This window comes from Corynebacterium sp. HMSC059E07 (assembly GCF_001814395.1).
Taxonomy (GTDB): domain Bacteria; phylum Actinomycetota; class Actinomycetes; order Mycobacteriales; family Mycobacteriaceae; genus Corynebacterium; species Corynebacterium hesseae.
In genome coordinates this window covers 1-23,953 of the sequence record NZ_KV816308.1, presented here as the reverse complement: position 1 = coordinate 23,953, position 23,953 = coordinate 1, and the positions used below count along the sequence as shown (strand labels likewise).

27 protein-coding genes, 2 tRNA genes and 1 pseudogene are annotated in these 23,953 nt (G+C 60.1%); 11 read left to right on the top strand and 19 right to left on the bottom strand.

Going from position 1 to position 23,953, the window contains the following annotated elements; all coding sequences use genetic code 11:
• Positions 1 to 53 precede the first annotated feature (53 nt).
• The 3 genes from HMPREF2967_RS06600 to HMPREF2967_RS06590 all read right to left on the bottom strand — a co-directional run bounded on the left by HMPREF2967_RS06600 (position 54) and on the right by HMPREF2967_RS06590 (position 1,585).
• Positions 54 to 512, bottom strand: coding sequence for a hypothetical protein (locus HMPREF2967_RS06600; RefSeq protein ID WP_070596277.1), 459 nt, complete (start codon positions 510 to 512; stop codon positions 54 to 56).
• Positions 513 to 660: 148 nt separating this feature from the next.
• Entirely contained in the window at positions 661 to 1,017 is a 357-nt protein-coding gene (locus HMPREF2967_RS06595; RefSeq protein WP_070685646.1) for a hypothetical protein, read from the bottom strand.
• 208 nt (positions 1,018 to 1,225) lie between these two features.
• On the bottom strand, positions 1,226 to 1,585 hold the full coding sequence (locus tag HMPREF2967_RS06590; RefSeq protein ID WP_070685640.1) for a hypothetical protein: 360 nt from the start codon (positions 1,583 to 1,585) through the stop codon (positions 1,226 to 1,228).
• A gap of 187 nt (positions 1,586 to 1,772) precedes the next feature.
• Here HMPREF2967_RS06590 and HMPREF2967_RS06585 point away from each other — a divergent pair, with 187 nt between their 5' ends.
• Together HMPREF2967_RS06585 and HMPREF2967_RS06580 are read left to right on the top strand one after the other, a co-directional pair.
• Positions 1,773 to 2,378 (top strand): GNAT family N-acetyltransferase, encoded by a 606-nt coding sequence (locus HMPREF2967_RS06585; protein ID WP_070685638.1) that lies wholly within the window; start codon positions 1,773 to 1,775, stop codon positions 2,376 to 2,378.
• A gap of 63 nt (positions 2,379 to 2,441) precedes the next feature.
• Positions 2,442 to 3,332 carry a Fic family protein gene (locus HMPREF2967_RS06580; RefSeq protein ID WP_070685635.1) on the top strand — a complete coding sequence of 297 codons (891 nt, stop codon included), beginning with the start codon at positions 2,442 to 2,444 and terminating at the stop codon, positions 3,330 to 3,332.
• Here HMPREF2967_RS06580 and HMPREF2967_RS06575 read toward each other — a convergent pair.
• Both HMPREF2967_RS06575 and HMPREF2967_RS06570 read right to left on the bottom strand, forming a co-directional pair.
• Positions 3,329 to 4,126 carry a galactan export ABC transporter ATP-binding subunit Wzt/RfbE gene (locus HMPREF2967_RS06575; protein ID WP_070561654.1) on the bottom strand — a complete coding sequence of 266 codons (798 nt, stop codon included), beginning with the start codon at positions 4,124 to 4,126 and terminating at the stop codon, positions 3,329 to 3,331. The two genes, HMPREF2967_RS06580 and HMPREF2967_RS06575, sit on opposite strands and share 4 nt — an antisense overlap.
• Before the next feature lie 12 nt (positions 4,127 to 4,138).
• Entirely contained in the window at positions 4,139 to 4,990 is an 852-nt protein-coding gene (locus HMPREF2967_RS06570) for a galactan export ABC transporter permease subunit Wzm/RfbD (RefSeq protein ID WP_070533525.1), read from the bottom strand.
• Positions 4,991 to 5,186: 196 nt separating this feature from the next.
• Here HMPREF2967_RS06570 and HMPREF2967_RS06565 point away from each other — a divergent pair, with 196 nt between their 5' ends.
• Complete coding sequence (locus HMPREF2967_RS06565; protein ID WP_070520243.1) at positions 5,187 to 6,398, top strand: aminotransferase class V-fold PLP-dependent enzyme; 1,212 nt, start codon at positions 5,187 to 5,189, stop codon at positions 6,396 to 6,398.
• Here HMPREF2967_RS06565 and HMPREF2967_RS06560 read toward each other — a convergent pair.
• The gene (locus HMPREF2967_RS06560) at positions 6,395 to 7,351 is read right to left on the bottom strand and encodes an NAD(P)H-quinone oxidoreductase (protein ID WP_070685633.1); all 957 of its coding nucleotides are present in this window, start codon (positions 7,349 to 7,351) and stop codon (positions 6,395 to 6,397) included. The genes HMPREF2967_RS06565 and HMPREF2967_RS06560 overlap by 4 nt on opposite strands.
• A 15-nt stretch (positions 7,352 to 7,366) precedes the next feature.
• Positions 7,367 to 8,263 (bottom strand): NAD(P)/FAD-dependent oxidoreductase, encoded by an 897-nt coding sequence (locus tag HMPREF2967_RS06555; protein ID WP_070561650.1) that lies wholly within the window; start codon positions 8,261 to 8,263, stop codon positions 7,367 to 7,369.
• A gap of 153 nt (positions 8,264 to 8,416) precedes the next feature.
• Between HMPREF2967_RS06555 and HMPREF2967_RS06550 the strand changes: the two genes are divergently transcribed.
• Both HMPREF2967_RS06550 and HMPREF2967_RS13245 read left to right on the top strand, forming a co-directional pair.
• Positions 8,417 to 8,504: transfer RNA gene (locus HMPREF2967_RS06550), tRNA-Ser, on the top strand.
• Between the two features lie 839 nt (positions 8,505 to 9,343).
• Positions 9,344 to 9,484 carry a type II toxin-antitoxin system Phd/YefM family antitoxin gene (locus HMPREF2967_RS13245; protein WP_010188335.1) on the top strand — a complete coding sequence of 47 codons (141 nt, stop codon included), beginning with the start codon at positions 9,344 to 9,346 and terminating at the stop codon, positions 9,482 to 9,484.
• Between the two features lie 79 nt (positions 9,485 to 9,563).
• Here HMPREF2967_RS13245 and HMPREF2967_RS06535 read toward each other — a convergent pair whose 3' ends face one another.
• From HMPREF2967_RS06535 to HMPREF2967_RS06525, 4 genes are all read right to left on the bottom strand, one after another.
• Positions 9,564 to 9,833 (bottom strand): type II toxin-antitoxin system RelE family toxin, encoded by a 270-nt coding sequence (locus HMPREF2967_RS06535; RefSeq protein ID WP_010188336.1) that lies wholly within the window; start codon positions 9,831 to 9,833, stop codon positions 9,564 to 9,566.
• A gap of 9 nt (positions 9,834 to 9,842) precedes the next feature.
• The gene (locus tag HMPREF2967_RS12815; RefSeq protein ID WP_369816022.1) at positions 9,843 to 10,097 is read right to left on the bottom strand and encodes a prevent-host-death family protein; all 255 of its coding nucleotides are present in this window, start codon (positions 10,095 to 10,097) and stop codon (positions 9,843 to 9,845) included.
• Positions 10,098 to 10,158: 61 nt separating this feature from the next.
• On the bottom strand, positions 10,159 to 10,902 hold the full coding sequence (locus HMPREF2967_RS06530; RefSeq protein ID WP_070561648.1) for an NAD-dependent deacylase: 744 nt from the start codon (positions 10,900 to 10,902) through the stop codon (positions 10,159 to 10,161).
• Positions 10,903 to 10,906: 4 nt separating this feature from the next.
• The gene (locus HMPREF2967_RS06525; RefSeq protein WP_070685630.1) at positions 10,907 to 11,638 is read right to left on the bottom strand and encodes a DUF1648 domain-containing protein; all 732 of its coding nucleotides are present in this window, start codon (positions 11,636 to 11,638) and stop codon (positions 10,907 to 10,909) included.
• Positions 11,639 to 12,041: 403 nt separating this feature from the next.
• Between HMPREF2967_RS06525 and HMPREF2967_RS06520 the strand changes: the two genes are divergently transcribed.
• A complete protein-coding gene (locus HMPREF2967_RS06520; RefSeq protein ID WP_042528787.1) occupies positions 12,042 to 12,356 on the top strand; it encodes a DUF4288 domain-containing protein in 315 nt (104 codons plus the stop codon).
• A 137-nt stretch (positions 12,357 to 12,493) separates the two neighbouring features.
• Here the strand turns inward: HMPREF2967_RS06520 and HMPREF2967_RS06515 are convergent, their stop codons facing one another.
• The 4 genes from HMPREF2967_RS06515 to HMPREF2967_RS06500 are packed head-to-tail and all read right to left on the bottom strand — an operon-like array spanning position 12,494 to position 15,543.
• Positions 12,494 to 13,519 (bottom strand): ThiF family adenylyltransferase, encoded by a 1,026-nt coding sequence (locus tag HMPREF2967_RS06515; RefSeq protein ID WP_070561644.1) that lies wholly within the window; start codon positions 13,517 to 13,519, stop codon positions 12,494 to 12,496.
• A complete protein-coding gene (locus HMPREF2967_RS06510) occupies positions 13,516 to 13,935 on the bottom strand; it encodes a molybdenum cofactor biosynthesis protein MoaE (RefSeq protein ID WP_070685627.1) in 420 nt (139 codons plus the stop codon). The genes HMPREF2967_RS06515 and HMPREF2967_RS06510 overlap by 4 nt, the downstream gene beginning before the upstream one ends.
• Positions 13,925 to 14,395 carry a MogA/MoaB family molybdenum cofactor biosynthesis protein gene (locus HMPREF2967_RS06505; RefSeq protein ID WP_070533417.1) on the bottom strand — a complete coding sequence of 157 codons (471 nt, stop codon included), beginning with the start codon at positions 14,393 to 14,395 and terminating at the stop codon, positions 13,925 to 13,927. The genes HMPREF2967_RS06510 and HMPREF2967_RS06505 overlap by 11 nt, the downstream gene beginning before the upstream one ends.
• Complete coding sequence (locus HMPREF2967_RS06500) at positions 14,392 to 15,543, bottom strand: molybdopterin molybdotransferase MoeA (protein ID WP_070533415.1); 1,152 nt, start codon at positions 15,541 to 15,543, stop codon at positions 14,392 to 14,394. Before HMPREF2967_RS06500 ends, HMPREF2967_RS06505 begins: the two co-directional genes overlap by 4 nt.
• A 40-nt stretch (positions 15,544 to 15,583) precedes the next feature.
• On the opposite strand from HMPREF2967_RS06500, the gene HMPREF2967_RS06495 reads away from it, so the two are divergent.
• Positions 15,584 to 15,838, top strand: coding sequence for a MoaD/ThiS family protein (locus HMPREF2967_RS06495; RefSeq protein ID WP_070533522.1), 255 nt, complete (start codon positions 15,584 to 15,586; stop codon positions 15,836 to 15,838).
• Here the strand turns inward: HMPREF2967_RS06495 and HMPREF2967_RS06490 are convergent.
• From HMPREF2967_RS06490 to HMPREF2967_RS06475, 4 genes are read right to left on the bottom strand one after another with little or no spacing between them, the layout of a single operon-like run.
• Positions 15,835 to 16,206, bottom strand: coding sequence for a phage holin family protein (locus HMPREF2967_RS06490; RefSeq protein WP_070561638.1), 372 nt, complete (start codon positions 16,204 to 16,206; stop codon positions 15,835 to 15,837). The two genes, HMPREF2967_RS06495 and HMPREF2967_RS06490, sit on opposite strands and share 4 nt — an antisense overlap.
• A gap of 21 nt (positions 16,207 to 16,227) precedes the next feature.
• Positions 16,228 to 17,286, bottom strand: coding sequence for a histidinol-phosphate transaminase (gene hisC, locus HMPREF2967_RS06485; RefSeq protein ID WP_070561636.1), 1,059 nt, complete (start codon positions 17,284 to 17,286; stop codon positions 16,228 to 16,230).
• A gap of 10 nt (positions 17,287 to 17,296) precedes the next feature.
• Positions 17,297 to 18,970 (bottom strand): alpha-keto acid decarboxylase family protein, encoded by a 1,674-nt coding sequence (locus tag HMPREF2967_RS06480; RefSeq protein ID WP_070561634.1) that lies wholly within the window; start codon positions 18,968 to 18,970, stop codon positions 17,297 to 17,299.
• 14 nt (positions 18,971 to 18,984) lie between these two features.
• Positions 18,985 to 20,382 (bottom strand): amino acid permease, encoded by a 1,398-nt coding sequence (locus HMPREF2967_RS06475; protein WP_232770711.1) that lies wholly within the window; start codon positions 20,380 to 20,382, stop codon positions 18,985 to 18,987.
• A 113-nt stretch (positions 20,383 to 20,495) separates the two neighbouring features.
• Between HMPREF2967_RS06475 and HMPREF2967_RS06470 the strand changes: the two genes are divergently transcribed.
• From HMPREF2967_RS06470 to HMPREF2967_RS13430, 4 genes and pseudogenes are all read left to right on the top strand, one after another.
• Positions 20,496 to 21,650, top strand: coding sequence for a PucR family transcriptional regulator (locus tag HMPREF2967_RS06470; RefSeq protein ID WP_070685624.1), 1,155 nt, complete (start codon positions 20,496 to 20,498; stop codon positions 21,648 to 21,650).
• Between the two features lie 45 nt (positions 21,651 to 21,695).
• Positions 21,696 to 21,784: transfer RNA gene (locus HMPREF2967_RS06465), tRNA-Ser, on the top strand.
• A gap of 817 nt (positions 21,785 to 22,601) precedes the next feature.
• The gene (locus HMPREF2967_RS06460) at positions 22,602 to 23,261 is read left to right on the top strand and encodes a hypothetical protein (protein ID WP_070510733.1); all 660 of its coding nucleotides are present in this window, start codon (positions 22,602 to 22,604) and stop codon (positions 23,259 to 23,261) included.
• 344 nt (positions 23,262 to 23,605) lie between these two features.
• Positions 23,606 to 23,953 (top strand): annotated as a pseudogene (locus HMPREF2967_RS13430) (hypothetical protein); the annotation flags it as partial.

Below are 23,953 nucleotides of genomic sequence, written 5' to 3'. Positions count from 1 at the left end.
ATTGTGCCACCCGCATGTGGCGCTCAGGTGCGTGACATGGAGGTGGCCGAGGTTTAGGCGTTGAAGCCCGGAATCTTGATGAGACCGGAGTTCACAGCATTGACAACACCAGCAATGAGGCCCAGCACAATCGCGGCGATGGAGGTGCCAACGAGGATCTCAGCGGTGGTGCCCACCGGGTATTCCTTGGCGGTGTCATTCTTCAGGGAAGACATGGCCACGTCCTTGGCGGAGCCGGCAGTCTCAAGTCCTTCCTTGATTTCTTCAGGGGAGCTGCTGCCCTCGCTGCTGCCCTTGCTGCTGATAGCTTCAGCGCCCTTCTCAATGCCGTAATCCACGGAGGAGGCGAAGCCGTCACCGCCGACGAGTTCCTTAGCCCCTTGCTTCAGAATGTAGCCAAAGACCTCGGCCTCGGAGACCTCAGAAGACCCCTTCTCAGCAGCAGTAGCCGGGGCGATGGACAGGGACAGTGCAGTGGTGGCAGCAACGGCAGCGGCGGTGAAACGCTTCATGGAGGTACTCCTTGGAAGAAAGGTAGAGAAAGTGAAAGTAAAGAAAATGATAAAGAAGTGAAGGCTAAAAGTACGCGATATGGAAAAGCTCCAGTTCGCATAAGGACTGGAGCTAGAACTTCAAAGCTAAAAGCTTGATGCGTTCAGATTAGAACGGAAGGGAAACGCCCGGGATGAGGCCGTTCTGAACTGCGGTGTAAGCAGCGCCGAGGACGGCTGCGGTGATGCCGACGCCCCAGAGGATGTCAGCGGTGGTTCCGTACTTGTACTTCTGTGCTACGTCATTCTTGTAAGAAGACTTGTAGAAGTCCCTCCAAGAATCTGATGAGTTCTCCTTCGACAGAGAATCAGAGCTGCCCCTGACAGAGCCCCAGTGTGGTTCGGAAAAGTACTGATCCGCGTACTTGTCGAGATTAGGATCGTATACCGGTGTGGCGGAAGCAACAGCGGTGGAGAGGGACAGTGCGGTAGCAGCAGCAACAACGCTGGCAGGGAAACGCTTCATGGAAATGCTCCTTGAGAGATGAGTCAAGAGTATTGAGGGTAAATCTACCGTATTGAACAGGAGCGGGAAGCAAAATCTGGATATTGCCGCGTGCGTCACATGTTTGCCACCAAGCTCGCATGAACCGAGGGCGCTCAAGAACGCAAAAGCTCCAGCCCATAACGGGCTGGAGCTAAAGAGTTAAAGCAATTAGCTTTAGACGTTCAGATTAGAACGGAAGGGAAACGCCCGGGATGAGGCCGTTCTGAACTGCGGTGTAAGCAGCGCCGAGGATGGCAGCGGCGATGCCAACGCCCCAGAGGATGTCTGCGGTGGTGCCGTACTTGTACTCCTGCTTCTTGTCGTTTTCGTAGGAAGACTGGTAGAAATTGGCAGAAGCCTTGGAAGAGTTCTCGTTCCCGCCGGTAGCCTTCGAGCTTGCCTTAGCAGACTCCCAGTGCGGTCCGGAGACAACCTCCTTGACGATGCCGTCAAGAGTAGACTCGCCCGGCTGTGCAGCAGAGGCAACACCGGTGGACAGGGACAGTGCGGTAGCGGCGGCAACAACGCCAGCAGCGAAACGCTTCATGATAGGGCTCCTTAGAGTTAAGAGAGAATGGTACCTGTGATTCAGGCTCGCGGTTATTTTAACTGGAATAGATATTGGAAAAGAAGCAAATAGAAAAAGTTTCTATCGCGCTGCACCCATACAGGGGTATGCATCTTTCCAGCGCATAGGCCCAATGGCTGGGGTCAGTGCACAGTAGAGTGACCTTATGACTGCGAGAAGCGTTGAAGAAATGTGGGCTCCTTTTAGGGTTTCCATCCACGTGGGTGAGCTGACCTTACGCGTGCTGCGTGATAGCGACATCGCCGCGATTCATGGAGTCACTGCCGCCGAGATTTTTGGTGAGCCGCAACCGGATTACACGTTTCCGTGGTTGAAGCAGAAGCCTGATCCAGGTTTCCGGTGGGCGCACCGCGCGCAGATGTCCCCGGAAGAATGGTCGCTCGACTTCGGAGTGCATCTTGATGGTGAAGTCATTGGCTCAGTGGATCTGCGGGCAAAGAATTTTCCCGATAACCATGAGGTCGTAACCGGATCGTGGATCTACCACCGCCTTCAGGGCCGCGGCATTGGTACGCAGGTCCGCCATGCCGCTGCGGTCTTCTGTTTTGATTACCTAGGGGCATGCCGGTTGCGCTCAGAATGGGAGCCGGGGAACGAGGCGTCCCAGGCTGTATCGCGCAAGCTGGGCTACACCATTGAAGGCAACAAGGCCGTGCTGAGCAAAGAAGATTACCAGCCGGGGCCGGAAGTGATTGTGGCCGGGATGAGTGAGGAACTGCGCGAGCTTTTGGGAGCAAACTACGCAGTATGACGAATAATTCGTGAAAATGGGAGAGTATCGACTCGTTTTCACGGATACTTGTATAATATTGGCATGCTTAACGCGCGGACCGCCTCAAAAATTGACGCTCTTCTTGATCAATATGCAGCGTTGCGGGAGGACAACTCCGGGGCCATTGCGGAGATAGCACGCGCAGAGGTAGCGGAGTCGGTGTATAACTCGAACGCCATTGAGAATTCCACGCTGACTTTGGAGGACACCGAGAACATCTTGGCGGGGTTCACCACCAGAGCGCACGATTTACGGGAAGTCTTTGAGGCCAAAAACCTGGCGGACGTGACTGAGGAACTTATTCGGGGCGTCGGTAAGCTCGATGCAAACCTCATTCTGCGACTGCATGGCATATTGCTTCGCGGCATCAATGACGACTGGGCGGGACGCTTTCGTCGAAGGGGGGAGTGGGTTCGCGTGGGCGCTCATATGGGAGCCAACTCTGAATACGTGGACAGGCTGGTGGACACAGCCATTGCCGAATACTACGAGGACACTAGCTTCTTTGTTGACCGAATCGCGCGGTTTCATGCGGAATTTGAAACCATTCATCGTTTTTCAGACGGCAATGGGCGCATCGGGCGCGTCATTATCAATCAACAGCTCTTGGAGCTAGGGGCACCGCCCATCATCATTCCGAACAAGGGAAAAGAGCGCCACTATTACCCTGTGTTCCGTGGCTACCCAGTTAGTGGGGACTTCTCTGCGCTGAGCACGCTCATCGCGCGGCAACTCATCGAGTCCCTACACAAGCGCATAACGCTCATGACCGCGCCGAAGGTGATTCGCCTATCGGAATGGGCAAAGGCTAATGGCGTTTCTGGTTCCGCGGCCGCCAATAAGGCGGCGCGGGGTACCATCCCGGCCTTCCGGCAGCGCGGAACGTGGATGATTGATGCGCAGTATGGCAGTGACAACAAAGGCCGTGGCTAGGCGTTCTCCTCGTTGTCGAAGCGCTTGCGCAAGTCCCGCACGTACTGGCCCACCTCGGGGCCCTCGTATTCGCCGACGACCTCGGAGACCTCGCCCACCGAGCGAATCTGGCCGTGGTCGATCCACAGGGCGGTATCGCACAGCTGCGCCAGGAAGTCATTGGAGTGGGAGGCAAAGACCAGGATGCCGGAGCGCTTCACCAGGTCTTGGAGGCGGACGCGGGCTTTGGCCATGAAGGCGGCGTCGACGGCGCCGATGCCTTCGTCGAGAAGCAGGATCTCCGGCTCAATGGAGGTCACCACGCCCAGCGCTAGGCGCACGCGCATACCGGTGGAATAGGTGCGCAACGGCATGGAGAGGTAATCGCCCAGCTCAGAGAATTCCGCGATCTCATCCATCTTGGCCTTCATCTGCTTGATGGTCTGGCCCAGGAAGAGGCCGCGGATGATGATGTTGTCGTAACCGGAAACCTCCGGGTCCATGCCCACGCCGAGGTCAAAGACGGGGGCAACGCGCCCGCGCACGTCGGCGGCGCCGCGAGTGGGCTCGTAGATACCGGAGAGCAGGCGCAGCAAGGTTGTTTTGCCCGCGCCGTTGTGGCCGACGAGGCCGACGCGGTCGCCCTCACGCAGGTGGAGGTTGATGTCCTTGAGTGCTTCCACCATGACCACGTTCTGGTCATTCTTGCCAATGGAGCCACCGGCCGTGGAGAGCATCGCCTTCTTGAGAGAGCGGGACTTGGCATCAAAGATGGGAAAGTCCACGCAAGCGTTATACGTATCAATGGAAACCATGGACGATCCTTTCTAGACCCAGTAGGAGACGCGGAAGCGCCACTGGCGCATGGCCAGGCCGGCGATGAGCAGGCCGGCGACGGTGCAGGCGATGACGATGAGCCAGTGGTAGCCGGCGACGGGCTCGCCGATCATGGGGGCGCGGATGATCTCCATGTAGTGATACAGCGGGTTGATCTCGGCGATGCGCGCGCGGCTGGCCACGGCACCTCCCTGATCCTTCAGGGTGTTGGTCATCCACACGATAGGCGTGACGTAGAAGAGCAGCTGGGTTAGAGCCTCCAGCAGCGGGGCAACGTCACGGAAGCGGGTGGCAATGATGCCGAAGAACATGGCGACCCACACGCCGTTGACCAGGAAGAGTCCTAGAGCCGGGATGAACAGGAAGAACTCCCAGCCTAGGTGGCGCGGGAAGATAAGAATGAGCAACAGCCAGATGATGAGGTTGTGACCCAAGAAAAGGGTTTGCCGCCAGACCAAGCGGTAGACGTGCACCGACAGTGGCGCGGGCAGCTGTTTGATTAGGCCCTCGTTGTCGATGAAGACCGTCGAGCCTTCTTTGATGGCGCCCGAAATGAAGTTCCACATAATCAGGCCCACGGTCACGTGGGGCAGGAACTCCGCCACGGGGATCTGGAAGAGCATGGAGTACAGCAGGCCAAGCGCCGCGGCCATGACACCGGTTGCGATGGTGATCCAGAACGGACCCAGCACCGAGCGGCGGTAGCGCTGTTTAATGTCTTGGATGCCCAGCTTGAACCACAGCTCGCGCTGGCGAGCGCCTTGCAGGAGATCGGCGAAGGCCGCCGACATGGTCATGGAACGCGAGGCCGGCTCCTCGCCGGGTGCAGGCGCGGAGGTCATGCGGGCGACGTCGTCACGCAGGTTTTTCTTGTCTTGCACGCCCTTCACCCTAGCGCGCACGTCCCACAAACACCTACACACACGCCCGTAACCTGGGAAAACACGGGCGAGCTGGGAAAACCGAGGGTTAGGAAAGATTCAGGTGGGGCGTATAGAGTAGGGGGCGTTCATCCGCATCGGAAGGAAGGGTTGAAGCATGACGGAACAGTATGACGTCGCCAGCGTGCGAGGTCTTTACACTGGTCTGTCCGATGGTTGGACCTACCTGAACGCGCATGCCGCGCCGCAGATTGCGGAGCGCGTGGCCTCTGGCGTTGCCCGTTCTTTCCGCATGTCCGCCACGGTGAAGCCGCTGGAGGACGCCGTGGGTGCGCACTCGGCGCACAACGATCCGGGGGAGCTCCACGCGGCAGACATGTATGCCTCCGCGCGCCGGGCGGTGGCGGATCTCACGGGTGCCACGGCGGAACGGGTCATCCTGGGCCCGTCCTTGCCGGTGCTTTACCAGTCCTTGGGCGTTGCACTGCGCCCGCTGCTGCGTCGCCAGTCTTCGGTGGTGCTCTCCCGCTTTGATTCGCCGGAGATGACACGCGCGTTTGAGCACGTGGGCGCTGATATTCGGTGGGCGCAGCCGGATTTGGGTACGGGCGAGCTCCCAGCCTTCCAGTACGCCGATCTGGTTGATGGATCGACGCGATTCGTCGCTTTTTCCGCCGCGCACGAGCTGCTGGGCACGGTCACGCCGGCCTCGGACATAGTTGATGCGGTCCATGAGCGTTCGCGCGCATGGGCGCTTGTCGACGTCTCATCGATCGCCCCCTACCGTCTCCTCGACTTTGATGCGATTGGGGCAGACATTCTTGGTGTGGATGTGGGCGCGCTGGGTGGCCCGCAGATGGCGGCGCTGGTCTTCCGCGATACCGCGATGTTCCGCCGCCTCGATGAGATTGTCGTGGGCCCGGTCTCCGCGGGCTTGGCGGGCGGCGTTGGACCCTTGGTGGATCATCTAGCGGAACTTGCCGGCGGGGAGCGCGGTTCGCGCCGCGTGCGCCTGACGCGTTCGATGGAAGCCCTCGCGGGTTACATGGAGGATCTCACGGGGGATCTCTATAGCTTGTTGGGCACGCTGCCGGCCGTTCACATCCTGGGCGTGACAGGGGAGGCGGCTGCCGACGCCTCCGATGATCGCCTCCCGCGCCTGACCTTCGCCGTGCGCGACGTGCCTGCGGATGTGATCCACCGCCGGCTCTTCGACAATGGCTTGGTTACTACCATCGCCCCGCACACCCCGCTGCTCACGGAGATGGGCGTGGAAGAGGTCGGCGGTGCCGTCACGGTCTCGTTGAGTCCGTTTAGCACGTACCACGACGTTGAGCACTTGACCCGCGTGGTCGCGTCCCTGGCTTAGACCTCGAGGACCAGTTTGCCCGTGACCTCGCCGGAGTCGAGGGCTTGGTGGGCTTCGGAGGCGCGAGCAAGCGCGTAGGTAGCGTGCAAATGGTGCTTGACGCTGCCGTTCTCCAGCCAAGGCCAGACGTTCTTAACGGTATCCGCAACGATGGCGGCCTTGCCCTCCAGCGAGCGGGAGCGCAGCGTGGTGCCCTGCAGCGTCAGGCGCTTGTTGAGGAGGATGCCCATGTTGAGCTCGGCCTTTGTTCCGCCCTGCATGCCAATGGTGACCATGTGGCCGCCCTTAGCTAGCGCGATGAGGTTCTTCTTGAGATACTTCGCGCCCATGATGTCGAGGATGACATTGCACTGGTTCTTCAGTTCCTCGGCGAAGTCCTGCTCGTTGTAGTTGATGAGGATGTCCGCGCCGAGTTCCTTGCAGGTCTCGAGCTTTTCGTCCGAGCCAGCCGTTACCGCGACGGTGGCGCCGAGGTTTTTCGCCACCTGGATGGCAAAGGTACCGATGCCGCCCGCGCCTCCGTGGATGAGGATGGTCTGGCCCTTGTTTAGTTTCGCCTCCATCGCGATGTTGGACCACACGGTGCAGGCCACCTCGATGACGGATGCGGCCTCGGCAAAGGAATAGCCGCTGGGGATGGGCAGCAGCTGGCCTTGCGGTACGGCTACGTACTCGGCATAGCCGCCGCCGGCCAGCAGTGCGCCGACCTTGGAGCCAACCTCGACGTCGGTGTCGCCTGCATCGACGACTTCGCCTGCGACTTCGAGGCCGATAATCTCCGAAGCGCCCGGCGGCGGCGGGTAGTGCCCGCGGGCTTGGAGCAGGTCGGCGCGGTTTACGCCGGCGGCTTTGACTTTAACGAGGACTTCGCCGTCGTGGAGCTGTGGCTTATCGGTTTCCCCCAACTCCAGTGAGTGTGGGTCTTCCAGATTGGTCTGAATGATGGCTTTCATGCCACACCACCGTACTTAAGTCCAATCATCCTCGACGAGAAACGCGTTGACCGCGATGGCTGCGGCGTTGGCCTCGCCCATCGCCACTGCCACCTGTGCCGGCGGGTTAACCACGTTGCCCACGGCCCAGATGCGCGGGTGGCTGGTGGCACCGGCTGGGCCCACCTTGATGAGGCTTCCGCCCATCGCAGCCGGCGGGCTGTGGCGCTCAAGGTTGAGGTCAGTGAGGAACTCATCGTGCGGGTGAGGGACGGGCATGTAGAACAGGGCGTCGACGGCATGTTCGCTGTCTCCAACCAGGACCTTTCCATCTTGGAAGGAGGTGACGGGGCCGTCGACAAGCGCAATGCCCCGCTGAGTCAGGTCCGCGCGCTGCTCCTCGGTGAGCTCCATGCCGTTGGTGAAGAAGGTGATGTCCTTTGACCACTGGCGCAGGAGTGCCGCATGGTGCAGGGAGAACTCGCCGATGCAGAGAACGCCGAGCTTCTTGTCCGCCACCTCGAACCCGTGGCAGTAAGGGCAGTGGAGGACTGTATTTCCCCAGTTTTCTTCGAGGCCCGGGATGGCTGGGTGTACGTCGTCCACACCGCTGGCGACGATGATGGAGCGGGCCGCGACGGTCTCACCGTTGCTCAACGTGGCGGTTAGCGTGCGGTCATTATCGGTAACGGAATCTACGGTGGCGTTCGCGATTGTTACGCCGTAGCTGCGCAGCTGCTCTTTGCCGCGCTCCTGGAACTCAAGGGGTGGCGTGCCCTCGAGGGCGATGACACCGTGGATTTCGTGGGCGAAGCGGTTGCGAGGGGTGGAGGAATCAACAACGAGGACGCTGCGGCGGGCGCGGACCATGACCAGCGCTGCCTGAAGGCCGGCCGCACCACCGCCGATGATGAGGGTATCGACTGTCTGCATGGGCCCGAGTAAACCAGAGCAAGGTGCGTGCGGCAATGGTTTTCCGTAGGTTGTGTCGGGCGCTTTGCACAACGTGATGAGGCGAATTCTTCTCCCGCCGCGGAGTCTAGTACTCTGAACGTGTTGCGCGCGGTGCATGCTGACGCGTGACGAGGAGGCGTGGCAGAGCGGCCGAATGCACTGGTCTTGAAAACCAGCGTGGGGAAACTCACCGCGGGTTCAAATCCCGCCGCCTCCGCCAAAATCTTGCGTATTTTCAGCAGTGGCGCTGGGCTATTCTAGTTCCATGGCCGATCGGCAAATATTCCTCCGCCCAGAGTACAGCCACCCAAGCTCGCTGTGGCCGTCTAAAGAACTCATAGTTTCTGGGGCTAATAGAATCGGATTCTATCTTCCTGAAGACTTAGGAATTGAGTCTGATCTGGGACGCGAAATCCTTGAGTGGACGGAGGAGTTTCAGCAGAATTTCCTCGAGAAACCCGATAGCTTTCGCCAGCGTCCGCGTTGGAAGGACCAATTCGATAGATTTCGATGGTACGACGCGGGATGGCGTATTACTCACCAATTAAGGGAGCTTTTTCCATCGGTACAGATTGTTCCCCAGTTCGCTCAATTCGTTTTCTCCGTTAATGAGCGAAGAGAAAATGTAGGGAAGAAGCCCTTATGCCTCCCCGGAGAACAACTCACAGGGTTTGTATCCATTAGGGATGTGAGGAATGACGATTAAGCGAAGTTATCGCTCTACGGCGTCAGGCATTGTCTCCGTTGTTCATCGCTGCAGTCACCCAGCTCAGAACGCATCCCACTAGTAGGAACCCGCTGATCTGCAGGTGGGTGGCCCAGTTTCCGCCGCCAGGCAAGGCGAGAAAAATTGAAAATGCAACTGCGGCAAGGCAGTGGAGGGTCAACCGGCTATGTGCGCTTAGACGTCGTTGTGGCCAGGCTTTCCAGATGGCCCAGCTCACTGCTGTGAGAATGGCGTAAAAGGTGATTCCCGCTAAGGCTCCTGGAACAAGGTAGAGCATGGATTCATCTCCTCTCGGGGGGAATAATGGTTGTGGTAAGGAAGGCGGTTTCGTGATGTCAGAGGATAACTATTCGGCGTGGGTAGAGACTGATTATCTTTTCGGCTCCCCAGTCAATGCTCGCCGGCTATTGGAGTCTTACGAGCAAGTGCTGGACGGAAAGGCTAAGGAGCACGACATCGATCTAGATGTGTAAGAACTATCTTCCGATCGAAGTGGAGTATTCACCTTCTGGCAGGGTGGAACCGGTTTTGTTTATCTGAGAGGAATTTTGCCTATTTCCGGTAAACATCTCGTCGGTGAGCAACGCGTAGCACGAGCACCACGAGCTTTCCGTCTAAGATCTCGTAAACCACGCGATAGTGTCCGACTCGAATTCTATACAGGTCATCTGAAGCTTTTAGTTTCTTTACTCCATCCGGGCGAGGGGTAACGGCCAAGTCTTCGATTGCAGCAAGTAGTCGCCTCTGTGTCGGCCTGTCGAGCTTGCGTAGCTCCTTGGCTGCGGATGCCTTATAGGTGATGTGATAAGTGGAGTCAGCCATAGAAGGCGATTAGGTGAGTCCGAGTTCTTTTTTGAGGTCTTCGTGTGAAATCTCTACGGCTTCTCCTCGGGCAATCTCTGCGGTCTGAACATCCTCACGATCTTCTAGTGCTTCGACTGCGCGGGCGAAAAATGAAGGAGAGACGACAAAAGCGCGAACACGGCTTCCACGACTAGTGATGGCGACGGGCGTGTGCTGTGCCTCTTCAAGAATTTGGCTTTGGGATTGGCGAAATTGACTGGACGCCACTGACATCGTTTTCATACAACAAATGTACATCTTGTACATTTTGGTGGGCAAGGGCCGCGGGATATCGGGTTGCTGTTTATCCGATCCGCCCCGCCAGGATGCGAGGTAGTGCCTCCGCTGCGGTGGCGGTGACCACCACGCTGGCAAGCGGCGAGAGGTCCGTGGGCTGGGGGGTGACTTCCACGATGGGGATACCGCGCGCGTGGGCAATCTGTGGCAGCCCGGCGGCGGGGTAAACCACGCCGGAGGTACCCACGATGAGCAGCGCGTCCGCGGTGGACATGCGGCGCTCGGCCTCAGCCCATTCGTCGTCGGGCAGGGCTTCGCCGAACCACACCACGCCCGGGCGCACCGGCCCGCCGCACACGGGACACTCTGGTGGGGTGATGCTCTCGACCGGTTCGTTCGGCAGTGCAATGTCCTCGTCATACGGCGTATCGCAGTCGGTGCAGCGGAATGCGAACAAGGAGCCATGCAGGTGAACCACGTCTTGGCTTCCGGCGCGCTCGTGCAGGTTATCGATGTTTTGCGTGGTCACCGTCATGCCGCGTGCGGCAGCAATCGCGCGGTGCCCGGCGTTGGGCTCGGCACGCTGCGCCAGCTGTGCGCGCCACAGGTACCAGGCGAACATGGGCTTAGGTTCATGACGCCATGCGCTTATCGACGCCATCGCCACCGGATCCACGTTCTCCCAAATGCCCGTCTGCGCATCGCGGTACGTGGCGATGCCGCTATCCGCGCTCATGCCCGCGCCGGTGAAAACCTCAACGTGGGTGGCATCAGAAAGAATCGACTGTGCGCGCTCAAACAGGTGCTCCATGCATCTAGCGTACGGTGATGAGCACGCAGAATGCTATGGATGCGCTAAGGGCGATGCCCATGCGCCATAGGTAGCGCCGGCCCGGTTCGTGCGCGGTGTTGATCTGCAGCTTCGAAGAATTCGTGGAAAAGACTGCCATGCACATGGGGTCGGTGGGCTCGTTGTAGATGCCCATGCTGCCGGCAAAGTGGAGTGCTTTGTTGCGAACCTGTTCATCATCGTCGGTGGGTATGGCTTTCACGGCCTTCGCGGATGTCAGCGTCAATCTGACGCCCTGAATCATGACGAACACGGTGAAGGCTATCCACGCGGCCACGAGCAGAAAGCCCGAGAAGGGGATATCTGGAATGACGGTGCAGACCGCAGTGAGGCACACGCAGGCCGTCATGGTGAGGACTGTCTGGGCAATGAACATGGTGGTCTTTCCAGTGAGCAGCTCCGCGCGCTGGGCGGTGGCCTCGGAGAACGGAAGAGCTGACTCTGCTGGAACCTGCGCTGTCTTTCGAGCCAGCGAGATCGGCGGCACGCACAGTGGCAGTGCAATGGCGAACACGATGCCGATCCACACCAGGACCGTTGCGTTGAGGAAGGACTTTGGTTCGAAGTGGTCCGGGTTGCCCGAGCCATCGAAGTGGACCGGGATGGGATCGGGCACTGAGTCCCAGCGCAGCAGCATGTACACCAGCGTGAGAGCACACACCACAGCGGTAGCGACGTAATACTGGCGGCTTCTCATGCCAGTAAGTTTACAAGGCAACCGGCCGAGGACCTCTGCGAAAGGCGTCTGGCAAATGGCATCTGTCAAAAGGCATCTCTGGGATAAAAAACGCCATTTGCGCGGGGGCGGGATAAAAGGCGTTTTTGGCTCTGAAAACGCCTTCTGGTTGACGCCTTTTACAAGATGCCATGTGGGCAGAGGAGACTGAGTGCAGGTTTGGGCTATGCGTCGTTGTGGTCTTGCCAAGCGTCGATGCCGCCGCGCAGCGAGTAGACGTTGCTGAAGCCGTGGGCGCGGAATGGGTCTTCATTGGAGATGTGCTTAAAGGGCGACCGGCTGAGTTTTCCGCGTTACATGGTCTGGGTGAGCAGGTAGGGTCGAGCCCAAGCTGACCAAGAACCGGAAAGGACAGTAGCCGGCAATGGAACCTTATGTTGGAATTGTCGTGATGGAGCTTGCTAAGAAGTCCAGTTCATCTGCCCAAAGCTTCTTCCGCGAGGACTTTTATATTGTGTATGCGGAGTCGGACGAGAAGGCTCGAGAACGCGTTGAAGCGATGGCGAACGAGCAGGCCGATGGTGAGGATGTGAAGGTACGGCACATCGTGGATGTCGCGCCAGCCCTCTATGGTTATGTAGACCGCGATTGCGATCTCTACTCGCGGCACTTTGCGAACCTAGAGGACTACGAGCGTTTCGAGATGAAGCTCGGCGGAACCGACCCGCTGGCTGATTAATCGTAGACTTCGCGAAGAAACCTGCTGACTCTCTTCTGTGTTGGCCTGGCTAGCTTTCGGAAGGCTTTCGCACCGCGTGGCGTGAAGCTAATCTTCCACGCCACATTCAGCCTCTAGTTCTTCAAGAGAAATGGTCTCTAAATCGCCTCGGCGTCGGCTTCGGCCTCGAGCTCAGAGATGTGCTCTTGCCAGGCGTCGATGCCGCCGCGCAGCGAGTAGACGTTGCTGAAGCCGCGGGCGCGCAGGGCCTCGACGGCCTGTGCGGAGCGCAGGCCGCTGGCGCAGTAGAGGACAGCGAGGTCGGCGAGGTCTAGGGGCGGGTTGTGGCCGGCGAGGATGTCATCGAGCGGGAGGTGCTGCGAGCCGGGGATGAGGTAGGCGGCGCGCTCGGGGGAGGTGCGGACGTCGATAAGCGTGGCGTCCTCTGGGATGTCGCGGATGTCGGTGGGGTTGTCGGGGCGCGCCGGGGTGGCGCCGTTCGCGCGCACGGGGATGTATTCCCAGGTCCCGGCGAGGGAATCGTAGTAGCCCAGCGTGCCGATGAGCGGGGTGCCGATGCCCGTGAGGAGCTTGAGCGCTTCGACGGCCAGGGCGGAGCCGGCCACGCCGACGACCGGTCCCATCACGCCGGCTTGCGAGCAGGAAGGCACCTGCGGGTCGGTGGGGAAGAGGTCCTCGTAGACCGGGCCGTGGCCGGAGTGGAAGACGGTGAGCTGCGCGTCGTAGCCCAGAAGCGAGGCCCACACGTGCGGAATGCCCAGCTCATGGGCGGCCCAGGAGGCGAGGTGACGGGAGTAGAAGTTATCGGTTCCGTCGATAATGAGGTCAGCGCCGAGCAGCTGGTCCAGGGCGGTATCAGGTGTCAGGCGCGAGAACTCCTCGACGGTGCACTCCGGGTTGAGGGCGTTCAAGGCCGCGGCGGCGGATTCGGTTTTGGGCTGGCCTACGGTCGCGGTGGTGTGGATGACTTGGCGGTGCAGGTTGGAGAGGGAGACGGTGTCGTCGTCGAAAAGCAGGATGCGTCCCACGCCCGCGCCTGCGAGATAGAGCAGGGCAGGCGAGCCCAGGCCGCCGGCGCCGATGACGGCGATGGTGGAGGCGCGAAGTCGTTCCTGTGTGGAGGTTCCCCACAGGGCTTCCTGTCGTGCGTAGCGTGAGCTCATTCCAGGCCTACCCAGGTGGTGGTGTCATCGGTGTGCAGCTGTTCCTTCCAGAGGGGGACTTCCGCTTTGACGCGGTCGGCGCAGGTCGACGCGGCCTCGAAGGCGTCCTTGCGGTGCGCGGAGGCGGCGGCGACGATGAATGCGGATTCGCCGATTTCTAGTGTTCCAGTCCGGTGTGCGCACCAGAGGCGCACGGCGGGGAAGGCGGCGGCGACTTCGCCGGCGACGCGTTCTATTTCCTGCTGGGCGCTGGGATGCGCGGTGTAGGTGAGGAGTTTGACGCCGCGGCCGGAGTCGTGGTTGCGCACGATGCCGTCGAATACAACGACAGCACCCGTTTCCGCGGTGGCGATGTCCGGGGCCGTGATGGGCTCGGTGCTGATGTGTGCGCCGAGGAGACCGTAGTTAGTGCTCATTGATGCCTTCCAGCTGGTTGATGATGTGGTGAAGAACTGGTTCGAGGACGGCGCAGCCGTCCTTGGCCGCACCCGTGGAGCCGGGCAGGGCCATGGCGAAAGTGGACCCGGTGACTCCGGCAACCGTGCGGGAGAGTGCCGCGGTGGGGATGGCCGCCGAGTGCGCGAAGAAGGCGTGGGCCAGGCCGGGCAGTTCGCGGTCAAGATGTGGGGTGAGTGCTTCGACGGTGCGGTCATCCGGCGTGATGCCGGTGCCGCCCGAGGTGAGGATGACGGAGGGGGCATCGGCGAAGGCAGTAGCGAGGGCGGAGTCGATATCGGCGTCCGCGACGACGAGGGGCTGCGGGGCATCGAAGCCCTGCTCACGGAGGAAGTTCACCAAGATAGGGCCGGAGCGGTCCTCGTACTCGCCGGCGGCGGCGCGGGTCGAGGCAACGATAACGAGTGCGCGTCGGGTCATGAGAGCGGGAACACCTCCACGAGGTCGCCGGCTGAAAGCTGCGTATTAGCCGGGATACGGATAAGGGCAGTAGCACCGATGGCCTGGGACATCAGGTGGGAGCTGGTGCCGCCGAGAAAGGAGGCTTGGGCGGTGCCGTCGGAGATAGCTAGGGTGCCACGGCGGAACTGTTCGCGGTTGTTGAGGCCTTCGGCGGGCTCAGTAAGGTGTGCTCTAAATGGGGCGGGAGCGCGGCCGATAACGGGCGCCAAGTAGAGGCGGAAACTTACCAGAGTGGAGATGGGGTTGCCGGGGAAGCAGACAACGGGCACCTCGCCCAAACGCGACAGGCCCTGCGGGCCGCCGGGCTGCTGCGCCACGTGACCGAACCAGCCGTCCTCTTCGAAGATCTGGCGGATTACCTCAAACTTTCCGTGGGAGATGCCGCCGGAGGTGACGATGACATCGGGGCGGTGGGTGATGACTGCTTCGGCGAGGTCCGCGCGCAGGGCAGAAGGATCGTCATTCGTGCGCACGAAGCCGGCCACCTCGATGCCATATTGCGCGGCCAAGGCTGCGAGCATGGGCGCATTGGAATCGGGGATGGTGGCCTCGCCCGCGCCACCGATTTCCGCACCACCGGTGCAGATGAGGATGCGGGCGGGCGCGTACGTGAGGACCTCGGTGAGGCCCTGGGAGGCGAGGGTGGCGATGGAGGGGGCGTCGAGAAGCGCGTGCTCATTGATGAGGGGCGTGCCTGCCGTGACATCGGAGCCGGCACGGCGGATGAACTGCTCAGGGGATGCCGGCACGGTGACGGTGGCGCCCTCCTCGGGGAAGTGCGGGGGCTCGCAGTGCTCGACGGGGACGATGGTGACGGTGCCCTCGGGGATTTTCGCGCCGGTCATGATGGGCAGGGCGGTGCCTTGCGGGAGTGAGCCCGGGGGATCACCCGCCGCGATGGTGCGGCCGACGGTAAAGGTGCCGCCGTGTGTAGTCGGAAGCGCATAGCCATCCATCTGCGAATTATCAAAAGGTGGAAGGTTGTGTTCCGCGCGGTACGTGGCGGCGGCGCGGCGGCCGAAGGCGCTGCTCAGGGGTGTGGAGACCGCGCGGGGTTGTGGAAGGACCGCGCGAACGGCGGCAAGGTGTTCCTCATAGGTGCGCATCAGGTTCCTTCCTGTCACGGAGGCTGGCATAGTGGCAGCCATGGTTGACATACACTACTTTGCCGCAGCCCGCGCCGCCGCGGGGCGCGCGCAGGACACAGCGCAGGCAGCGACGCTGGGGGAGTTGCTGGACGTGTTGCGTGCTCGTCATACCGGCAGCACCGAGGCCGGCATGAGCTTTGCGGAGGTGCTGGAGCGCTGCACCTTCCTGGTGGATGGCGCGAGCGCAAAGGAAGACGCCGTGCTTGCCGACGCCTCCCGCGTCGACGTCCTCCCGCCTTTTTCTGGCGGTTAGTGTCGAGTTCGCAACGGGCTGGTGAAGAAGTTCACCACGCCGGAGACAAGCGCAAGCACAATCGCGCCGATGATGGCGGCACCCCAACCGTCGATGACGAGCGAGTCCATGAGCGCGCTGACGAGGAGCAGGACCGCGCCGTTGATGACGAGCGCGAAGAGGCCCAGTGTCAGGCAGGTCAGCGGTGCGCCGAGGAAGCGGAGCACTGGGGTGACGACCTCGTTGACGATGATGAACACCGCCGCGATGAGCAGGAAATTCTGGGTGGTCGCAGGGGCGATGTCGATTCCGGGGACAATCGCTACCACAGCCCAGAAGGCCACCGCGACGGCAATGACGTTGAGTGCAAAATTGATAAATGTCTTCACAACTGCACTCTAACGCGGAAACTAGCTCTCTGCACCGAAAGCAGCGTCCCAGGCCTTGAGCAGCGTCTCGGTTTCCTCCGCCGTGGTGACGGTGATGCGCACGCCCTCAGGGAAGGCGCGGACGAGGACGTCATTCTCCGCGAGCTGTGCGGCGACCTCCTGCGGGGAGCCCAGCTTCGCAATGGAGTCGGCGGCGAACCAGATGTGGTTGGCCTGGGACTCCGGAACGCCAAAGTCTGCGAAGTGCTTAACCAGGCGGTCGCGCTGCTTAACGGTCTCGTCGGTGCGCTCGCGCAGCTCCTTCTGCGCGGCCAGCGAGGCCGCTGCACCAACCTGCGCCACCGAGTTCACGGAGAAGGGGATGGCCACCTTGCTCAGTGCCTCGATGATCTCGGCGTTGCCGAAGGCATAGCCCAAACGGATGCCGGCCAGGCCATAAGCCTTGGAGAAGGTGCGCAGGCCAATGACGTTGTCGTGGGTGTGGACATAGTCGGTGGCCAGCGGGACGGCATCGTTGCGGTTGTATTCGATGTAGGCCTCATCGAGCGCCACGATGACGTCCTTCGGAACCTTGGCCAAGAAGGCGTCGAACTTTTCCTTGGTGATGATGGAACCGGTGGGGTTATTCGGGTTGCACACGAATATCAGGCGGGTCTTGTCCGTGATGGCAGCCGCCATGGCCTCCAAGTCCACGCGGTGATCCGCGGTGAGCGGAACCTTGACCGGGGTGGCGCCCACGACCTGCGCGAAGATGGGATAAGCCTCGAAGGAGCGCCACGGGAAGACAATTTCATCACCGGGCACCGAGGTGATCTGCACCAGCTGCTGGCAGATGGCGGAGGAACCCGCGCCGGTGGTGACCTGCTCCGGGGTGACGCCAAGGTTTTCGGCGAGTGCCTTGCGGATTTCCACCGCACCCATGTCCGGGTAGCGGTTGACGTGCGCGACGGCAGTCTCCATGGCCTTCAGCGCGCCGGGCAGCGGCTCCTGGGTTGCCTCATTGGAGGAGAGCTTCAAGGCGTGCTCGGCATTCTTGCCGGGGACGTAGACGGGCAGGGAGGAAAGGTCTGGTCGAATCATGTTCTCCACCTTAGGCGTTGCGGGGGCCGCGGGGCCCGAAGTCGAAATCAGCGGTCTGCGGGCCGAAGGCCTGAAGTCCCTTCGGCGCATCGAAAGCGTCGAGGCGCACCTCGAGGAAGGCACCGCGCTCCGGGTGGGCGGCGATATCCTCCAGGGCCTTGGCCAATTCGCCCTCGGTCGAGGCCACGTAGGACTCCATCGTGGTGTCCTTCATGAACACCTTCGGCAGAGCCGTGTAGTCCCACATTTGGATCTCGTTGTACTCGCGCTCCATGCCCAGGATGTAGCGCTCGATGGTGTAGCCATCGTTGTTGACCAGCACGATGATGGGCTTGAGGTCCTGACGCACGATGGTGGAGAGCTCCTGGGCGGTGAGCTGGAAGGAGCCATCACCGATGAAGAGGACGTGGCGGCGCTCCGGGTTAGCCAGCTGCGAACCGAGGACGCACGGCAGGGTAAAGCCGATGGAACCCCAGATGGTGGAGTTAATGTACTGCACGCCCTCGGGCATGCGCTGCTGGCCCAGACCGATATTGGAGGTGCCGGCCTCGGCGATGACCACGTCATCTTCCTGGATGAAGCCGAGCATCTGCGGCCAGATGCGCTCCTGGGTCAGCGGGGCATCCGGGTTCGGCTCGAAGGGCTCGGGCTCGAAAGCCGCGCTTGTCGATGCCCCAGCTTCCGGGATGCGGTCGAGGAGGACGTCGAGAAGCTCCAGCGTATTGATGCCCACGAAGTACTCGCCGTCAGCGTTGAGGTGCTGGTCGCCGAAGTTGTAGACGCGGGCATCGGCCAGGTTGTGGGTGAAGGAGCCGGAGTTGACCTCGATGAAGCGCGGGTTTGTGGTGACCAGGAAGTCGGACTTTTCGATGCGCTCCTGCACGCCCGGTGCCGACGCCGCGCCGTTGTAGGTGCCGATGAAGAGCGGGTGGCGCTCAGACAAGATGGCCTTGCCAGAAGAGAGCTGGGAGTAGGGCAGCTGGGCCTTGTCGATGATGGCGCGGAACTTCTCCGTGAAACCGTGGCGGTTGGTGTCCTGGTCGATGAGGATGATCGGGTCCTTGGCCTTCGCGAGGCGTTCGAGCACGTAGTCCGCAGCGGCGTTCAGGCGCTCGGGATCGGAGGGAGCGAGCTCGGTGGAGAAAGGCTCGTCGGGGACCTCGATGGTCAGGTGAGTGATATCGGAAGGAATCTGGATGTGCACTGGGCGCTTTTCGCGCAGGCAGGTGTGCAGGGCGCGGTCGAATTCCTCGACCACGTTCATGGGGGACACACGCGTGGCCACCTCGGTGAAGGGGGCGAAGGAATCCAGCATGTTGGCAAAGTCGCCGTCGGCAAGCGAGTGGTGCAGGTTCCAGCGGAATTCGGTCGCATACTGCGGCGGCGCGCCCGCCAGCGACACCAGCGGGACGTGCTCGGCACGTGCACCCGCGATGCCGTTGAGGGCGGAGAGCTCGCCCACGCCATAGGTGGTGAGCAGGCAGCCGACGCCTTTCTGGCGGGCATAGCCGTCGGCGGCATAGGCGGCGTTGAGCTCGTTGCAGGCGCCGACGAAGCGGATGCCCTCGGAGGCCTCAATCTGCTCGAGGAAGCTCAGGTTGAAGTCACCGGGCACGCCGATGATTTCAGTAATGCCGATGGCCTTGAGGCGGTCCAGGATGAAATCACCAATGGTGGTCTGCATGATGAGGGTCCTTTCTATTTGTTACGGGCGTCGTGGCGCTTCTTGCCCAGCCAGATGAGGGCCAAGGTCACAATCCAACAGGGTAGGACAATGGCGCCGGTGCGGTAGTCGGGCAACATGAACATCAAAACGATGACGAGCGCGAAGAAGGCCAAGCACAGGTAGTTAGCGATGGGGTAGAGGGGCGCGCGGAAGGCGGCGTTCGGGCAGCGCTTGCGGAAGTTCAGGTGTGCAAGGGCGATGGCGGACCAGGAGATGAGCTCCGCGCCAACGATGATGGCGAGGAGAACGATCAGGATCTTGCCCTCGAAGAGGAAGTTAAGCAGCACAGCCGAGCCCATGAGTAGGGCGTTGAAAAGCAGAGCGCGAACCGGCACGCCCTTGGTGCTGACGGAGTTGAAGAAGGGCGGGGCTTGGCCGCCGCGGGAAAGATCCCGCAACATGCGCGCGCCGGAGAAGGTCATGGTGTTGAACACGGAGACGGCGGCGACGAGCACGATGAGGTTGAGGCCCGTGGCCGCGGCACTAATGCCCAAGGTGCTCAGCGCGCGCACGAAGGGTGAGGTGGAGGTATCAAGTTCGTTCCACGGAGCGAGCAGCACGATGATGCCGATGCCGCCGACGTAGAAGATGAGAATGCGCCAGATCACGTTGTTGATGGCCTTGGGCAGGCTCTTGGCGGGATCTTGGGCCTCGCCTGCGGCGGTGCCGATGGAGATGATGCCGCCGAAGGAGAAAATTACGGCGACGAGGGAGAAGAGCACACCGGCGGCACCGTTGGGGAAGAAGCCGCCGTGCTCGGTGATATTGCTCAAGCCGAGGGCGGGCTCCGGGGTGAGGCCAAAGACGATGGCCGCGCCGACGACGATCATGAGGATGAGCGCGGCGACCTTGATGAGGGAGAGCCAGAACTCCGCCTCGGCGAAGGCTCCGACGTGCACCAAGTTGATGGCGGTGACGATGACGAGCGCGACGAGGGCGGTGAGCCAGTGCGGGATGCCAGGGAACCAGAAATCCATGATGGTGCCCGCGGCGGTGAGTTCCACCATGCCGACGACGATGGTGGTAAACCACCAGTTCCAACCGGTGACAAAGCCAGCGATGGGCCCGATGTATTCGCGGGCGTAGGCGCTGAAGGAGCCGGCGACGGGGTGCTCCACGGCCATCTCACCGAGCATGCGCATGATGAGGAAGATGATGAAGCCGCCGATGGCGTACGCAGCGATAACGCCGGGACCGGCCTCCTGGATGGAGGCACCGGAGCCCAAGAAGAGGCCCGTGCCGATGCATGAGCCGAAGGCGATCATTTGCAGGTGGCGCGATTTCATGCCGCGCTGCAGGCCGTCGTCTGTGCTGGCGTTGTCGCTGGCGACAACGTCCTGTGCCCGGACGGAATTGTTGGTTGTGGTCATGTAGACGCCCTTCATGAACGTATATGTGTGACGTGGGTCATTTAGCTGTAGGAGATTATTGCGCAGCACAGTTTTGTTTGTCACTAGACAATATTCGGAAGTATCTTTGACATATGTCAAAAGTGACACCCCCGCAGCTGACGAGCATCCAGGATATCGTCGACGAATGCGCCCAGATCCTGCAGCGCTCCGTTGAGGTGACCACCCCCGCCATCGCGGTGATTGCGGCTAGTGCGCAAATCGGTGCCATCGATAAGAACAGGGCGGCCTCCATTCTTAATCGCACCCCGCCCCCGGAGCCCATCCCGTGGATGCTCAGCTTCGGAATCCAAGAGGCTGTGCTGCCGGTACGCCTGCCCGCCAACCCGCGCTATGACATGCTGCCCCGCGTGGTCATTCCCCTGCGTCACGAGGACAGGCTGGTGGGCTACCTGTGGATCATCGATGAGCCCGCGCTGGGCGACGCCCCCTTGGCCCGCCTGGATTCATTGCTTGCGCCCCTTGCCAGGCTTATCGACGCACGCGATGCACCCCTCGCTGCCCGCGCCCAACAACTCGGTGAGCTGGCCCGCGAGGTGCTCACAGGTGATCCGGCTGCGCTGGCCGGTGCGCGGGAGCGCGATCTCTTGCCCTCCGATGGTGAGCTGACCGTGCATCGCGTGCTGGTGGAAGGCGATCAGCGTGCGGTGGCCGTGGAGCTTGCGCGCCCCTTGGTGCGCCGGCCCTTCTTGGTCGCGGATTCCCACGATTCCCTCGTGCTCGTTGAGTGCCGCCGCGACGACAAGGACACCGAGGCCCTCATGGAGGAGCTGCAGAGTGCCGCGCTTGTCACCGGCGCTGAGGTGGTGGCGCGTGGCTCGGCGCCGACGGCCCCGCAGGCGCGACTCATGGCGGACGTGGCCAAACTCTGCGGCCAGGATTCGCTGCGCTGGGAGGAGGCCGGTGCGTGGCGGCTGCTGCGCGGGTGGGAGCTGACCCAAGCAACGGTGGTGGAGATGAGCCCGGATGCCGCCGTGCTTCTCGACGACCCTCGCAACTCCTACTGGCAGACCCTGCTGACCTACTTTGAGCATTCCCGCAACGTCTCTGCGACCGCCGCTGCACTCTACATTCACCGCGCCACGCTGCACTATCGCCTCGACCGCGTCCGTGAGATTCTCGGGCCCGGCGTGCTGGATGATGGCTGGCGCTGCGCGGCTCTCTACGTTGCCCTTAAGCTGCATGCGGCGCTTCAGGGAAAGAATAGGGAAGCCCCATTTTGTCCCTAGGGGAAGCGCTCAGGTAGAGTGATGGACGATTCATTGCGAATCGCTGGAGACGTGCCAGAGCGGCCGAATGGGGCTCCCTGCTAAGGAGTTGACTTACTTGCGTAGGTCCGGAGGTTCAAATCCTCTCGTCTCCGCAAACTACAGAACCCGAGTCATCGTTTCACCGGTGGCTCGGGATTTTACGTTTTCAGTTCCTTCGTATGCCGACAGCCCGTGAGCAGGGAACTTAGAATGAAGGCGCTGACCTTAATCTGTGCTGGCTGGGAGCGTCATGGAGTTACTAAAAGAGCCAATTTGGGATGTGGAAAGTAACGCGAACATCGATCCCGATGAGAACTTTGTCCGAATATTTTGTTCTTTCCAAAATTCATGAGTGCTATTCCCCTCAGCCACTTCCCAAAGCAACGAACGGCATAGTGAGGTGGGGGATGAAAAAGAAGTAAATATCGGGCGAATGTGCTTGATGGCGAAATGGGGCAGGGGTGGTTCCGAAGAATTTTTGGTCGCCTAATTCAGCACTAGCGGCAGGACCAATACACCGGTTGAGAGCGCGAGCATGCCTAAGCAGTTGATCCAGAATTCACTGTCGAGGAAGTGGGCGCGGACACGGGCTGCTGAGGCTGCGCAGAAATATGCGATGACTCAAAACATGGATGCGATTCCTACGCTTGGGAACCAGAGTCCGTCGATGACTCCTGTGGCTGCGCGGCACTTGATGACAATGAGCGCCCACCACCAGTCTTTGGGGCGCTGGTTAACCCGAGTCTCAAAAGACTAGGGTTTGCGGGGAAGGGGAGGGATTATATGCCTTCTTGTGCGCCCTCGCAACAAATCTTGAGGAAGTTTATACAATAGTCTACATTTTACATCTTTTGCTTCCAATTATCCCTACTGGATGTAACTCTAGGGGTGTCCGATTTTCAGCCATCTTTTCTAGAAAGGATTATGGACATGTATCGTCTCAAGAAATCTACGCGTTTAGTGGTGCTGGTTGCGGCAGCAACAGTTTTTGCACCAGTCAATGCTAGTGCCGGTACTGAGACTGACCTCGCTGAGTCGACTCAGAATAATGCCTCTCAGTCTTCTGTTTCCTCAGAAGTTGCGGAAAAAGCAGATTCCTATGTTTTCCTTCAGGGAGACCAATTCGCGATTGCTAGAGAGGCAGAAAGCGCTCTTTCGCAAAAGGAACTGCAAGAAATCAAAAATGAAGTAGAGACTCAGAACGAAAGGATCAGCGAGGCCAAGGCTGATAGTAACCTTGAGATGAAGGTGGCGGGAGACTCGATAACTTTCTGGGAAAAAGGGCCGAAGATTTCGAGCGCTGATGATGATGACATTGATCCATACTTTCAAGAGGGTCGGAATGGAATTGAATTCCATGGGACTTATGTGAGGGTGCTACTGTCTAAAACGACGATTAACCGGGTGGGTGGCGGTGTCACAATCGCTGGAGTCTGGATTCCCGAGCCAGTTCTTTCCAAAATCCTAGCTACTGGAGGGGCTATTGCTGGTCTTGCGCCCGGTGGTATGTATGCAGACTATGGCATTGGTTCGATTGTGGCTGGCGCTTTCACACATAATGCATATCCTCAGCGGGTTGGTTTTCAATAAATTATCCTTCCTCTAAACAGAAAGGGATTTAGGGAAAGGTAATTGGAATTTTGCCATATGGATGTTTCTGCATTGTTCAGATAACAGTCCAAGAGAATCTGCCGCCTGGCAAGAATAGAAATGGTTCTGGAGAGTAAAATATGTGGAAAAAGATATTGGCCACTGTGGGCGTTTTATTGATGATGCTTTCCGCTCAACTTCAGTGGCCGTATGGGGTCACGATTGCTCTAGCAATTTTGGTCATTTTCCTTGTGTTTGTTCCATCTGGGAAGAAGTAAATATCTGAGCAGAGGTGGGTATTTTAGCGGGCCTGCCTCTGTTTTAGATTGATTATTTATTAAGTTATGAAACAAAATACTATTTCTATAGTAGGCAGGCTAGCTCTTTTCTTTCTGGCTAGCGTATCTTTTGGGGCCACGGCTTCATCAATATCTACTGCTCAACAGAGGAATTTCGATCCTCTTTCATATATTGAAAGTGGAGATGAGGTGCAGGTGGGTCCTCCCCGAGGGGCGGTGACGTGTTCTGTGACTATCATTTCCCAGCAGCGGGCCTTGACTGCCGGTCATTGTGGTGAAAGTGCGGATGAAGTGTATTCGAAAGGTAGGCGTATTGGAAGTATTGGTGAAAACTACTTGTGGAGTAACCAAGGGATAGATGGCTCTTCCGGTTTCGGGGTGCGTAGCGGGGTG

Coding starts and splice junctions, on each gene's coding strand:
- HMPREF2967_RS06600 (WP_070596277.1), bottom strand. CDS start 512: ATGAAGCGTTTCACCGCCGCTGCCGTTGCTGCCACCACTGCACTGTCC.
- HMPREF2967_RS06595 (WP_070685646.1), bottom strand. CDS start 1,017: ATGAAGCGTTTCCCTGCCAGCGTTGTTGCTGCTGCTACCGCACTGTCC.
- HMPREF2967_RS06590 (WP_070685640.1), bottom strand. CDS start 1,585: ATGAAGCGTTTCGCTGCTGGCGTTGTTGCCGCCGCTACCGCACTGTCC.
- HMPREF2967_RS06585 (WP_070685638.1), top strand. CDS start 1,773: ATGACTGCGAGAAGCGTTGAAGAAATGTGGGCTCCTTTTAGGGTTTCC.
- HMPREF2967_RS06580 (WP_070685635.1), top strand. CDS start 2,442: ATGCTTAACGCGCGGACCGCCTCAAAAATTGACGCTCTTCTTGATCAA.
- HMPREF2967_RS06575 (WP_070561654.1), bottom strand. CDS start 4,126: ATGGTTTCCATTGATACGTATAACGCTTGCGTGGACTTTCCCATCTTT.
- HMPREF2967_RS06570 (WP_070533525.1), bottom strand. CDS start 4,990: ATGACCTCCGCGCCTGCACCCGGCGAGGAGCCGGCCTCGCGTTCCATG.
- HMPREF2967_RS06565 (WP_070520243.1), top strand. CDS start 5,187: ATGACGGAACAGTATGACGTCGCCAGCGTGCGAGGTCTTTACACTGGT.
- HMPREF2967_RS06560 (WP_070685633.1), bottom strand. CDS start 7,351: ATGAAAGCCATCATTCAGACCAATCTGGAAGACCCACACTCACTGGAG.
- HMPREF2967_RS06555 (WP_070561650.1), bottom strand. CDS start 8,263: ATGCAGACAGTCGATACCCTCATCATCGGCGGTGGTGCGGCCGGCCTT.
- HMPREF2967_RS13245 (WP_010188335.1), top strand. CDS start 9,344: ATGTCAGAGGATAACTATTCGGCGTGGGTAGAGACTGATTATCTTTTC.
- HMPREF2967_RS06535 (WP_010188336.1), bottom strand. CDS start 9,833: ATGGCTGACTCCACTTATCACATCACCTATAAGGCATCCGCAGCCAAG.
- HMPREF2967_RS12815 (WP_369816022.1), bottom strand. CDS start 10,097: ATGAAAACGATGTCAGTGGCGTCCAGTCAATTTCGCCAATCCCAAAGC.
- HMPREF2967_RS06530 (WP_070561648.1), bottom strand. CDS start 10,902: ATGGAGCACCTGTTTGAGCGCGCACAGTCGATTCTTTCTGATGCCACC.
- HMPREF2967_RS06525 (WP_070685630.1), bottom strand. CDS start 11,638: ATGAGAAGCCGCCAGTATTACGTCGCTACCGCTGTGGTGTGTGCTCTC.
- HMPREF2967_RS06520 (WP_042528787.1), top strand. CDS start 12,042: ATGGAACCTTATGTTGGAATTGTCGTGATGGAGCTTGCTAAGAAGTCC.
- HMPREF2967_RS06515 (WP_070561644.1), bottom strand. CDS start 13,519: ATGAGCTCACGCTACGCACGACAGGAAGCCCTGTGGGGAACCTCCACA.
- HMPREF2967_RS06510 (WP_070685627.1), bottom strand. CDS start 13,935: ATGAGCACTAACTACGGTCTCCTCGGCGCACACATCAGCACCGAGCCC.
- HMPREF2967_RS06505 (WP_070533417.1), bottom strand. CDS start 14,395: ATGACCCGACGCGCACTCGTTATCGTTGCCTCGACCCGCGCCGCCGCC.
- HMPREF2967_RS06500 (WP_070533415.1), bottom strand. CDS start 15,543: ATGCGCACCTATGAGGAACACCTTGCCGCCGTTCGCGCGGTCCTTCCA.
- HMPREF2967_RS06495 (WP_070533522.1), top strand. CDS start 15,584: ATGGTTGACATACACTACTTTGCCGCAGCCCGCGCCGCCGCGGGGCGC.
- hisC (WP_070561636.1), bottom strand. CDS start 17,286: ATGATTCGACCAGACCTTTCCTCCCTGCCCGTCTACGTCCCCGGCAAG.
- HMPREF2967_RS06480 (WP_070561634.1), bottom strand. CDS start 18,970: ATGCAGACCACCATTGGTGATTTCATCCTGGACCGCCTCAAGGCCATC.
- HMPREF2967_RS06475 (WP_232770711.1), bottom strand. CDS start 20,382: ATGACCACAACCAACAATTCCGTCCGGGCACAGGACGTTGTCGCCAGC.
- HMPREF2967_RS06470 (WP_070685624.1), top strand. CDS start 20,496: ATGTCAAAAGTGACACCCCCGCAGCTGACGAGCATCCAGGATATCGTC.
- HMPREF2967_RS06460 (WP_070510733.1), top strand. CDS start 22,602: ATGTATCGTCTCAAGAAATCTACGCGTTTAGTGGTGCTGGTTGCGGCA.